At 58.4% G+C, this 11,921-nt stretch carries 10 protein-coding genes; all 10 read left to right on the forward strand.

What is annotated here, in order from left to right; genetic code table 11:
• Nucleotides 1-508 precede the first annotated feature (508 nt).
• The 10 genes from H8B14_RS08025 (at nucleotide 509) to H8B14_RS08070 (ending at nucleotide 11,475) form a co-directional block, all read left to right on the forward strand.
• A complete protein-coding gene (locus tag H8B14_RS08025) occupies nucleotides 509-943 on the forward strand; it encodes a hypothetical protein (RefSeq protein ID WP_187315095.1) in 435 nt (144 codons plus the stop codon).
• A 112-nt stretch (nucleotides 944-1,055) separates the two neighbouring features.
• Nucleotides 1,056-3,485: a DUF5906 domain-containing protein gene (locus H8B14_RS08030; protein WP_187315096.1), complete on the forward strand. Its 2,430-nt coding sequence runs from the start codon at nucleotides 1,056-1,058 to the stop codon at nucleotides 3,483-3,485.
• A 421-nt stretch (nucleotides 3,486-3,906) separates the two neighbouring features.
• Complete coding sequence (locus H8B14_RS08035; RefSeq protein ID WP_187315097.1) at nucleotides 3,907-4,458, forward strand: hypothetical protein; 552 nt, start codon at nucleotides 3,907-3,909, stop codon at nucleotides 4,456-4,458.
• On the forward strand, nucleotides 4,455-5,087 hold the full coding sequence (locus H8B14_RS08040) for a hypothetical protein (RefSeq protein WP_187315098.1): 633 nt from the start codon (nucleotides 4,455-4,457) through the stop codon (nucleotides 5,085-5,087). The genes H8B14_RS08035 and H8B14_RS08040 overlap by 4 nt, the downstream gene beginning before the upstream one ends.
• Nucleotides 5,088-5,089: 2 nt before the next feature.
• On the forward strand, nucleotides 5,090-7,330 hold the full coding sequence (locus H8B14_RS08045; protein ID WP_187315099.1) for a hypothetical protein: 2,241 nt from the start codon (nucleotides 5,090-5,092) through the stop codon (nucleotides 7,328-7,330).
• On the forward strand, nucleotides 7,323-7,868 hold the full coding sequence (locus tag H8B14_RS08050) for a hypothetical protein (protein WP_187315100.1): 546 nt from the start codon (nucleotides 7,323-7,325) through the stop codon (nucleotides 7,866-7,868). The genes H8B14_RS08045 and H8B14_RS08050 overlap by 8 nt, the downstream gene beginning before the upstream one ends.
• 120 nt (nucleotides 7,869-7,988) lie before the next feature.
• Nucleotides 7,989-9,356: a S49 family peptidase gene (locus tag H8B14_RS08055; protein WP_187315101.1), complete on the forward strand. Its 1,368-nt coding sequence runs from the start codon at nucleotides 7,989-7,991 to the stop codon at nucleotides 9,354-9,356.
• 61 nt (nucleotides 9,357-9,417) lie between these two features.
• Nucleotides 9,418-10,338, forward strand: a complete 921-nt coding sequence (locus H8B14_RS08060) for a hypothetical protein (protein WP_187315102.1) — start codon at nucleotides 9,418-9,420, stop codon at nucleotides 10,336-10,338.
• 89 nt (nucleotides 10,339-10,427) lie between these two features.
• Nucleotides 10,428-10,859: a hypothetical protein gene (locus H8B14_RS08065; protein ID WP_187315103.1), complete on the forward strand. Its 432-nt coding sequence runs from the start codon at nucleotides 10,428-10,430 to the stop codon at nucleotides 10,857-10,859.
• A gap of 79 nt (nucleotides 10,860-10,938) precedes the next feature.
• The gene (locus tag H8B14_RS08070; protein WP_187315104.1) at nucleotides 10,939-11,475 is read left to right on the forward strand and encodes a hypothetical protein; all 537 of its coding nucleotides are present in this window, start codon (nucleotides 10,939-10,941) and stop codon (nucleotides 11,473-11,475) included.
• Nucleotides 11,476-11,921 lie beyond the last annotated feature (446 nt).

Here is an 11,921-nt window from a genome sequence, read left to right on the forward strand (position 1 = left end):
AACCAGTGAATGGCGTTCAACTGCCGGCAGTTACGCACTGCCACATCCTTGATGCCTTACGCACCTGGCTTGATGTGCTGGCCGAAATGCTGACTTGGCTCATGGAGCACCGCTTAGCTTTCATAGAACAGGGGCAGGATGGTTATCTCAGCTATGTGCAAACGCAACTGCTCCAGGAGCATGACCGGTGCACCGATCTACTCGCTTTCTATTTCCACACTGCATGAGTACGCCCGAGAAGATTACCACGCTCCGCCGAGATAGAGATACGTTGCTCAATGAAGCCGCTGAGCTACGCCGGGAAGCCACCGCGAAAGAACAGGCTGGCGCTTGCACACATGTCGTGACCCAACTCCGTGACCAGGCACATAGGAAGGAGCAACTGGCGGTGCAGAAGCAGAGAGATATCACGCAACTGCTGACACACCCTATTCTTTAACTGCACGCACCATTTCCCGCAAGTGAGCCTCGCATCCATCAATTATCCGCACTACAATCCGTTCGATCCATGCCCTTCGACCCGTCCCGGTACCCGCTCAACTGGAAAACTGAAATCCGGCCGCGCATCCTCGCGCGGGAGGGATACCGTTGCAAGTTCTGCGGCATTCTCAACGGCAGCATTGGCTGGCGAGTCAAGCGCTCCGGCAGATTCTACACCCAAGAGCAAGTTGCCGCCGCCGATATCCTTACTGAAGACCGCGCATATCTGGGGTGGGCTCTGCGCAAACCGGCCTTTAGAATCATTCTCACCATCGCGCACCTCGACCATGCGCTAGTTAATCATCGTGATGAGAATCTGGTGGCACTATGCCAGCGCTGCCACCTCAACTATGATAGGCCCAGTTGCGACGCACAGCGTCAGGCTGGTAAGAAATACGGCCCCAGAACCATTCTCAAACGAATTTATGGTACTCTTTTCGATGAAGAAACTCACTCTCTATAACCCCTCGTGCCTGATTCTACCGCAGGGTAGGGAAGTGCCATCCGGGCAAGTGCAGACCAGCCTTAAAATATGAGCTCCGCCGCCTGATCTGCTGCCGTAACCCTCACCCTCAATGTCCACCGAATCAACTATTCCATCCACTCCAGACCCGGTGCCGGCCGATCAGCCGGCACCGCAGTCTTATGCTTTGCGCCGAATCCAGGAAATCGGGATGACGCCTGAGCAAAACCATTTCTACGGCTACGATCCGACCAGCAACGACTCACACCGGAAGCGAAGTTTCAAGGTGTTTTCTGCTGACAAGGACGATAACCTGCAGATTCTGTATCCCATGCTCAGCGGCGAGGTGGAGGTGTACGACAACGGCACCAAAAACAACCCGCACAGCATTTTCTACCGCATCCGGCTGAAGGAGCCCCGCACCTACACCGACAAGGATGGCAACCTGCAGACGCAGAAGTATGACCAGGTGCGCGGCACGCCGGCGCGGCCGTTCTACCCGCCCGGCATCGTCGAGAAGTTCATCGCCGGCACCAAGATCAAAACTCTCTATTTCGTGGAGGGGGAGCTGAAGGCTTTTTCCGGTTACGTTCGTGGCCTCGATATCGTAGGGCTGCCAGGCAATACGCTGCTCAAGGAGAAGGGCACCGGCGACATACGGCTGGAGGGTAGCCTCGTGGGCCTGATCCGCAAGTGCCAGGTCGAGGAAGTAATTCTGCTGCACGATGCCGACGCGCTGACCGTAACGTGGGCTAAGGATAAGGATCTAGGCAAACGCCCGGGCTCGTTTGCCGCGGCTGTCATCAGCTCACGCGAGGCGCTGCAGCCGTTGCTCGATGATAAGGATTGCACGCTGGAGCGTGTGTTTTACATGCATGGTAAACGGGATTTTTGCGAGAAGGGCGCCAAAGGCCTCGACGACTTGCTCATCAGCCACCCTGACCACCACAAAGAGATTCTGGAGGATCTGGGCAAGCATGAAACCGCCAACACTTACTTCCTCGGCAAAAACATCACTACCCCGCACTACGACCGGATTCGGGAGTACTTCGGGGTAGGCCGTAAAGCTGGCAACGAGCAGACGTTTTACGACCTGTACAAGCCCTACATCGGCAACCGGGAGTTCGTGCTTTGGAAACGTCGGTACCAGCACAATGGCGAGGCCGTGCAGTACCTGGCACACCAGGAGTCGGGCAAATATGCCCGTGTAGGCTCCGATTGGTACAAGTGGGTGCAGCAGCCCAACGCCGACGGCGACCCCATCACCACGCTCAAAAACGCCAAGGTGGGCGAGATTCAGCGCGACTTCAAGAAGTTTCCCAACTTCCTCGACGAGTGCCCCAAATACGACGGGTTTACCGTCATGCCGAACTTCAACGGCGAGTATCAGCCGGTCATCCACGGCCACCTCAACCTCATCACCCCGCTGGCCCACGACCCCAAGCCGGGCGACTTCCCCAATACCCGCGCCTTCCTGAAGCACATCTTCGGCGGTAAGGGCACCTTCGAGGAAGGCATCCAGGCCGACCCGTTCACGGTGGCCCTCGACTGGCTCACCGTCTGCCACAACCACCCGACCCACCAGCTGCCCGTTATCATTCTGGTGTCGAAGGAAAACAAGACGGGCAAGACCACTTTCCTGAACTGGATGAACTGGATATACGGCGACAATGCCACAGTGCTCAACAACGACCAGTTCAAGATGAAGTTCAACGCACACTACGCCTCGAAATTCATCATCGGGCTCGATGAGGCTTTTCAGGATCTGGAGAAAAAAGCGGAGAAGGAGCGTCTGAAACAGATGGTCACGTCGAAAGAGATGTTCATCGAGCGGAAGGGTGTGGATCTGCAGCGCGTGCCCTTCTACGGCAAGCTGCTGATGACTAGCAACGACGAGGACAAGGTGATGAAGATCGACGACGGCGAAACCCGCTGGTTTGTCATCAAGGTGCCCCAGTTCACGAAAGAGGACGTGGATATGGAAAAGAAGCTCAAGGACGAGATACCGGCCTGGCTCGACTATCTGCACCACCGTAAGCCGTTTCATGAGCGTGAGAGCCGGCTATGGTTCAAACCCGAGGACTTTATCACGGATCAGTTCACCAAAATTGTCGAATCGACGAAAAACCGCCTCGACAAGTCGGTGGAGACGTTCATCAAGGAAATGTTCATGACTTACCGGCTGGAGAAGCTCAAACTGCCCCTCAAATGGCTCGTTCAGCAACTCAACGACATGAGTAAGTATCGGATGGATGAGCAGGATGTTCGCAACTTCCTCAAAGAGAAGCGCGGCATGGAGCCCGAGAAGCAGCCCCAGCGCGTGAAGGTGCCTATTGCCATCAACCCCGATAACCTCGACACGCAGGGGCGGCCGCACATTGACGAGTACTACACGGCCGTGGCCAGGCCATACGTGTTCAGTGTGCTGCAGTGGCTCAGCGATTCGGAGCTGGAGGAGTGGAACGCGCCACTGCCAACTCCTGAGCCTGCGGCGGCGGCCTCTGCCAAGGCAGCGGAGGTACGGGATGAGAAGGCTTTTTAAACCCTCTCCAGGGTTTGTGAATCTACAAAAGTTACAAAGCGGGCTCCGGCCCGCTTTTTTTGTGGCTGGGGGTAGGGCGAAGGCTGCCGATTTAAAACCTGTTACTTCTGTTACTTTTGTTACAAATAATATAAAAGACTGTAGTAGACCGAGCCAGGGCATTTTTTGCGCTGGCTTTTTTTGTAACAAAGTCGAAGGACGTTGTTACCGTTGTTACAAAATGGGGAGGAGGCTGGCTGGTTTGTAACAAAAGTCACAGTCATTACGAAGCTGTTGTAACAAGTTATTGGGAGGGTAAGGGATTGGTATTGTGAATAGTTGTGAGATAAATACAGCGTTGTAACAGAAGTAACGCACTTTTAAAATCCAGCGCATTTATTGGTTGTATATACTTGTGATAATATTCACAAACGAAGGGCGTATGACCTTTGTGGCACTACTTTTTCTCACTAGGTTCGAAGAAAAGTACAAGCCCGTGAAAATAGAGATACCTGTCAAGCCCTATACTCTTAAATTCCTGCAGCGGTATCTGGGCTCCAGCTATAAGCTGAGTTTCGTGGACCCCTACGGCATCCACTTATTCAACATGCTGCGAAGCCCGCGCCAGAACAAAAGGTTCGACGCGCTGATGGGACAGTACAAACAGAAATTCGTCGTTTCCATTGACCCAGTGCGGGTTATTGATGCAGGCCTGCGTGATGGCGTGGCTGGCTTCAGCTCCGCAATGGTAAACGACTTCAATGCTTGGGTGGAATCAGTCTTCAAGCAAGACTTCCATTCGTACGTCGAGACGCATCACGAAATGGGCCTGCCCGTCTTCTCAGCCATCCGCAAGTATTGCGATAAGCACCAGCTGACAGAAGACGACATCTCGCAGGAAACCTTGCGCACCAGCTACAAACGCTACCTGAAAAAGGAGGTAAAGCGCCGAAAAATGGCTGATTCATCTTTCCCGTTGAACCAAGCCGCATGAACCTCAACCTGATACCATCCGGCCCGGCCTTCGCGGGCCTGCTCGACATCTTCCTCGTCGAGCAACGCTACCTCGGCCAGCTGCCCATATCCGACGGACTCAAGCTGACGAACCCATTGCAGCTGCTGCAGGACCGCAAGTTCTCCGTGCTGCGCAGTACCATCTACAGCGCCACCTTCGACAGTGAGGGCGGCACCTCGCTCCAGGGCAACAGCTACAAACAGGAGCTGGCCGGCTTCTTTCCTGGCGACGACACCGCAGCCGGCGAAATTTTCGCCTACCTCAACGGTCGGCGCTTCGTGGTGCTGGCCCGCGCCTTCGATGGCCAGCTCCGACTGATTGGCGACCGGAGCAGCGCGCTGGAGTTCAGTAGTAAATTCTCATCGGGTGGCAAGCCTGGCCAGCGCAAGGGCTGGAGCTGGAGCTTCGCGGGCATCACCCAGCGGCCGGCTTACTACTACTCGGCTGTTTTCGAGGTCGAGGAACTCGGTACGATGGCTCCACCACCTGGTGCCGGTTCCGGCTTCGTGCAAGTGCGCGACCGTCGCGGCCGGCTACGGGCCAATATTCCCGCTGGGCGCACCCTCATCATCAGTAGCCCCTTTCGCGTGTCGCTACAAATTCAGTAACCATGGCAGTAACCAGCCCCGGCCCGGTAGGGCGCCTGCAGCTGCAGGCATTTCTTGATAAGTTCAACACGCTGTTTGCCGACAATGAGCTGGAAAACATAGCGGAAGCTACGTTCCGGATCTTATTTGGCGATATGGGCCGCACGTTCGTCAACTGGCGCGACCTGAACATGCGCAACATTCGGGGCGGCACCTACCCGCTCCGCTACACCGACGAGCTGGACACCATTCCGGAGGATATGCTGGTCATCGGGATGCAGGCCATTGCCCGTGATGGGGTAACGGGTGAGCAGGCCGCGGCCGGCGAGCGGAAGGAGCCCGTCTACTTTCAGCTCATTCCGCTCAGCGGCAATGGGCTGCGGGCCTATGTGGACGAGAAGCCGGAAACTACCGAGCGCATCGGTGCCACCTGGGTGTTGGCCAGCGGCAGCGAGGAGGATCGGGTTAACTCGTTTCCCGAGTTCGTTGAGGAAGACCACCCTTATAAAAAGGGCGACACGTTCAAATACACGTTTCCGGATGGTCCTACCCGGCTGTTTGAGGTCAAGAATGATATCGACCTGCAGTACAACCCGCTGCCTACTGAAGAGGAAGAACAGCCCTTCTACAAGCCATTCGCACCGTTTGTAGTTGAAACGCACGCACAGAATACTGACCTGGGTACCGTGCTGGACCGCTTCATCATTCAGCTGGCCAGCCAGAACCAGGAGCAGGGCGTGCAGCGCACCATGCTCGGCTTCGGTAAGGCGCAGGGTGCCCGGCCGGCCATGCTGGCGCTGCAGTGGCAGGATGCGAACAGCGAGCCGGTGGCCAAGCTGGAGGTGTGCTACTCGTTTACGTCGGAGGCCGAGTATGCTGCCAACCCCGCGCTGCCCGCCAACGTGTGGGTGCCGGTCGGTGGTGGTCCCGGCCCAGGTGGCGCTGACGTAACGGCGGCTTCGGTCGGTGCCGTGTTCGACAACGACAACGGCGAATTCTTCCTGCAGGTAGTGAATGAGCTGCTGCTGCCTACCATTCGTGATGGCGCTGTGGTGCCGGATAAGCTCGAAGCTGGCTTCCTGGCTAGCATTGGGCAGGCAATTGCTGCCGTGACGTCGCAGGCCCGGCTGGTGCGGCCGCAGGCAGAGCCGTTGTTTTTTTCCAGTGTCGACGAGGCCAACGCGCAGGCGGATTATGGCGACACGGTGGAGGCGCTGGGCACGTATCAGGCGGTGCTGACGCTCAAAGGCGGCGTGACCTACGCCACCGGGGGCCTGATGGTGAACTGGAACCTGCTCACCGACGCCGGCCAGAACGTCATTACCTGCAAAGTGGTGGGCAACTCGCAGGAGGGCCGTTACGGCGGCGGCGCTATTTCCGTCACTGGTGCCGGCTCGGATATCGTAGTCGAGAAGGCGCTGTTCCCGCATGGTGGCTACGCTGTCACGCAATCCGCCGGCCGGCTTACGCATGACGGCCTGTTGCGTGGGGACTCACCGAGCGACATCGTAGCGCAGCTCAGTGGCACGGCTACCTTCCGCCACGTGGCCGGCCCGGTGCGCATCGGTGGCAGCAAGGGCTTTGTGCTGACCGGCGCGGCCCGGGCGTTTGTCAAGTCTGATAGTGTCATCGAGCAGGGCTACCACCGGGTGGTAGAATGTTCCGGCACCGCCAAGATTCGCCTTGAGGGCGGCAGCCTGCTCACCGGCCAGGGGTTTGCTTTGTCGGAGGTGGTGTACATGGATGGCGGCGAGGTGACGCTGGCCAACGGGGCGTATGACAACACCAGCACCGGGGCACCGGGTGCCTACCTGACTGGCGGCACATTGATTCTGGACAATGCCACCCTCAAAAGCGTCGGCGGCACGGCCGGTACGGTCATTCTGCGCAACGGTGGCCAGGTGACGGGTGCTATTTCCGGCCAGCTGACCGTCATCGACGAAAACGCCAGCGGCGCCAGCGGGCCGAGTGAGCTGCACATCGGCAGCACCAGCGGCCTGCGCGTGCGGCGCATCCGCCTCACCAGCCATATCACGCTGCTGAGTATGCTGCTCGACGACAACGTAGCCAGCGTCACCTACCAGGTGGCCACCTTCAGCGGCGGCACCTGGACCGGCACGGCGGACCTAAATACGCTGGCTGAGGCGCAGGCCGCGCTGCCAGCAGCTGGCGACGCGCAGTATGCCGCTGGCGTGGCGCTGCTCGTGAAAACCAATCCGGTTACGGCCGCCAACGCCTCCAACGTGATTCTGACTTATGCCTAAGCTCCAGTTCCTGCAGGCCAGCCGCAATGCCTTCTACCCGCCGCCGGCCGGGGGCGGGCCGCTGCTGGAGTTTGTGACCTACCGCGACCTGTCGGCCGTCACGCAATCGGCCGGCACCATCACGGCCACCGGCCAGTATGCCTACGCCCTCGACACGAAAAAAGCCGTGCTACCGGGCCGGGCCAGCCTGGAAATGCAGCACAACAGCATCTTCGACTACGGCATTGCCGGCTGGTACAACGACAGCTACGCCGCGTTTGCCAACATCCGCTACGGCTTTTACGTCGATTCCGCCGCTACCTGGCAGGTGTTTGTGGAAGGCAGCGGCAGTGGATACCCGACCGGCGGCTGGAACCCCTCGGATCTGCTGCGCATCGACCTGTATGCTGACCGCGTGGAGTGGCTGGTAAATGGGGGGCTGGTGTTCACGCTGCAGCAGGCACCCGCTTATGCGGAGCTGTGGGCCGGTGGCTATATGTTTTACGCCCAGTGTGCCTGGACCATGCGGGCCGGGGCAGAAAACTACGTATTGCGATAAGGTCTACCCTGTCCTTTTTGCCCGAGGGACCAACAGATTGCTTTGCATCGAATCAACTGGATCTAAGCCGGTTTCTCGATGCAAAGCAATTTACGTTTAATCTCCGCGCTTCAGCGCGGCTTGTGGTTTATCGAGGAGGGCTACGCGGATGCGCAGCTGCCAGATATCAACCGAATTCTGGCCGGTGAAACTGTCGGCTTCGCCCGCGGCGACGTGCAGCGCAAAAATGCCGATGCTGCTGCTCAAGAGGACAGTATCGTATTTGCCGTTACGCCTGCCTCCGCTGCTGCCGGCGTCTTCCAGGCCAGCCCGTACCGCTCCTACGACCGGGCCCCACTAGGCTCGGTTGCCGTGATTCCGAACCACGGCATCATTATGCGGGAAGACTACTGTGGCGACATCGGCACCAACTCGCGCATCCAGCTGCTGCAGGAGGCCGCCGCCCACCCCAACATTGCCGCTATCGTCATCGACACCAACAGCCCCGGTGGTGAGGCCTCGGGCATGGCCACGTTCCACGATGCTGTAATGCAGGCCCGTACCGCTAAGCCGGTGCTTGGCTTCGTGAATGACGGTATGGCGGCCAGCGCCGGCTTTTTCCCCATTTCGGCCTGTGATGAAATCTACGTTTCGCACAGCCATTGTGGGGTTGGCTCCATCGGTTGCGTGCTGTTCCTGACCGACTCCAGCAAGGCTGACGAGGCCCGGGGCAACAAGCGCATTGCCGTTTACGCCCCCCAGAGCACCGACAAAAACAAGGATTTCGCGGAAGCAGTAGCCGGCCGCCCTGAGCTGCTGCGCAACGGCATGCTCAAGGCCTGGTGTGCTGATTTCATCGGCAAAGTGCAGTCCGGCCGCGGCGAAAAACTCAACGCCGACGCCGGCAACCCCTTCACCGGAAAAATGTACTGGAGCGCCGACGAGTCGCAGGCCTTGGGCCTGATCGAAGGGGTGAAGTCTTTCCAGGAAGTAGTACAGCGCGCCCTCGACCTGTCGGCCGAACGCGCCTCAGCCGCTGCAGATCCAGCTGCGCCGGCTGCCGCCACCGAGCCCATGCCGCCAGTGGCCACCACCGAACCCAACAACCCTATTTTTTCCACTGAGACGATGAAACACACCCGCCTCCTGACCCTGCTGGGTCTATCAATGGCCTTGGAGACTTCCAAGGAAGGCACCCACCTGCAGGCCGCGCACCTCGACGCCATCGAAGGCGCCCTGGAGCAGAAGGAAAAGGCTGAAGCCGCCCTGGGCACCGCTACGTCAGCGCTGACTGCTGAGCAGACGGCCCACACCGCCGCTAAAACCGACCTCGCCGCGAAAGAGACGGAGGTAGCCACGCTGAAAGCCACCATCGCCGGCTACCCAGTGGGCACTGAAGCCAAGAAGGAAGGCCAGGAAACCCAGCAGCAGGAGCAGGCTCCCGAGGTCGATGCCGACATGGCCGCCATCCTGCAGATGAAAGCGGATCTGGGCATCTCGAACTCGTAGCCTTCCTCCGCCTCAAATCCTAGCCTGAGTCACATACAACAACTTTTTACGCAATAGACGCATGGCATCGAACCCCGATGTAAGCAAACTGATCGGCTACGCCGGTACGTTTCAAAAGAAACTCATCACGCAGATGATGAACGGCCTGCAGGTAGTGCAGGACTGCACGCTCCGCGCCAACATCAAGGTGCAGGAGAACCTCACCAAAATGGTTGTCGGCGGTGAGTTGAAGCAGTACGACGGTGTGCGCGACAACAAAGGCACCATTGCCTATGAGCCCCGCGCTATCCAGGTGCACCTGGCGCAGTACGACCTCGACATCAATACCATCGAAGCCCGCAAAACGTGGATGTCGGAGGTGATGAAGCCGGGCGTAAACCCAACCGACGTGCCTTTCGAGGCGCTGACCTTCCAGAAGGTTACTGAGCACGTCAGCAGCAAAATCAACGACGACACCGCCTGGGGCGGCGTTCGGACGGCCGGCGTTAAAACCGCCGCTGCTCTGGCTGACGGCTTCGGCACCATCATCAAGAAGGAAATTCTTGCTGGCGCCATTGAGCCGGTTATCACGGGCTCGATGCTCACCGACACGGTGGCCAAGATGGAAGCCATCTACAAGTCACTGCCCGAGCGCCAGCGCAAGCAGCAGATGACGGTGTACGTGGCGCAGAACGTGTACGACGCCTACTGCGAGGACTATTCGACCCGCTTCAACCAGTCGCCCATCTACGACAAGTTCGGTCAGACCGTGCTGCGTCATTCGGAAGGCAAGGCTATCCTGAAGGTGGCCAGCTGGATGGCCGGCTCGCAGCGCGTGGTTATCACGCCCAAGTCGAACCTGATTGTAGGTACCGACGCGCTGAGTGACCTGAACCGCATCCTAACCAAGGAGCAGCTCTACCATGTGGAGTGCGGTATCGTCTTCGCCGTCGGCTTCCAGATCGAAGACCTGGAGCCGCTGGCCGTCAACGACCAGGAGTAGCCTGCAGCCTGAAAACGAATCCTAAAACTCACTGCCTACCGGCCCGCTCGATGTAGCGGGCCGGTATCGTAGTACCACAAAGCCCTATCATGGCAGAATTGACCAAAGCCCAGCTGGAGGAACAGTTGGCAGTTGAAAAAGTAGCCCGCGCCACAGCTGAATCCAATCTGGCGGCAGCTGAGCAGGCTCAGCGTGACGCAGTAGCAGAACTGGCTGAAGTGCGCCAGCAGCTCAAGGAGTCGCACGAAAACGTGCGTCAGCTGGAGGCCGAGAATGGCACCCTCGAAAGCCGTGCCATTGATGCTGAAGGCCTGAATGAGCAGCTGGCTGAGGAGCTGGCCAATGTCGGCAGCAACAAGCCCGCCACCGTGAAGCTGGCTGAGCGTGAGTTCGAGGTGACGGCCGGCAAGTTCAAGTTCCAGGGCAAGAGCTACACCCGCGAGGATGTGAAGTCCAACTCGGACGTGCTGAGCGACCTGGTAGCGGCCGGCGCCGGCATCCTGAAGGAGGTCACGGCCTAGCCGCACCCTGGAGCACCCGAAGCGCTGCACTGTAACCCTCAGTAGTAGTAAAATTTTCTCAAGCAATTAAGCCTCAGACATGGCATACGAAATCGAAGACCTCCCATACGAGGAGGAGAATGCCGCCAACATCGGTGGTATGGCGGGCAGCATCTACGCAGCCCGCCCATCGTGGATCAAGACGCTGCCTGAGCCGGTAGATGCCGCCGATGGCGGCCTGACGGTCACTACGGCCATTGTGATGGAAACCGGCAAGAAGTTCATCGACATCTACGCTACCCGCAACAGTGCCGGCTTCGAGGAAAAGCCTGCCGGTGAACTGGATGGCAAGTCCTGGGAGCAAACCCTCAGCTGGTTCCACCCCAAGATCCGCGAAGGTCTGCTCAAGGTGCGCCAGGCCATAAACAATGGCCCCTGGATCTTCCTGGCTAAGGACGCCAACGGCCTGATGCGTATCGTGGGCAGCAAAGACCTGCCCGCCTACTCGATGGAGGGTGCAATGGGCCCGGGCACGGAGCCCAAGTCGCGCAACGGGGCCAACTTCAACGTGCAGGCCGCCAGTGGTCGCCCAGCATTGATATACACGGGGCCAATTCCGCTGACGCCAAGTGTCTAAACCGGCCATCAGCCCACACCTCGCCGGCCACTATCGAGTGGTCGGCGTGGCGCCCGGGCGGGTACATACGCCCAGCCACGGCATCGTGGACCTGCGCACGATGGAGTTGAGCACAGCGCAGGAGTTGATGGCAGGCGAAGGGTTCCCGTACCTGAAAGCAATTAGGAAGCGAAACACTACTTCTAGGGCTTAGGCGCTTGGGTAAGAAAAATGCTAATTGGTATAGCGCTCGGCCAGTGGTCGGGCGTTATTGTTTTATTTTTTATGTACCAGCCCCTATACCCGCTTCCTCAACTAGTGTCGCTGACACATACCACAGCGCTCGATATGAACCCCTTATTATATTATTTGCTAGATGTCTGTGAAGGAGATAAATCACGTTTGGTAGCGTGGCTTTATGAGCTAGCTGACAAGGTAGATCCTGAGTCGACAACACAGAAATTCAA

Origin of the sequence: Hymenobacter puniceus (assembly GCF_014333525.1) — a bacterium.
In the GTDB taxonomy this organism is placed as follows: domain Bacteria; phylum Bacteroidota; class Bacteroidia; order Cytophagales; family Hymenobacteraceae; genus Hymenobacter.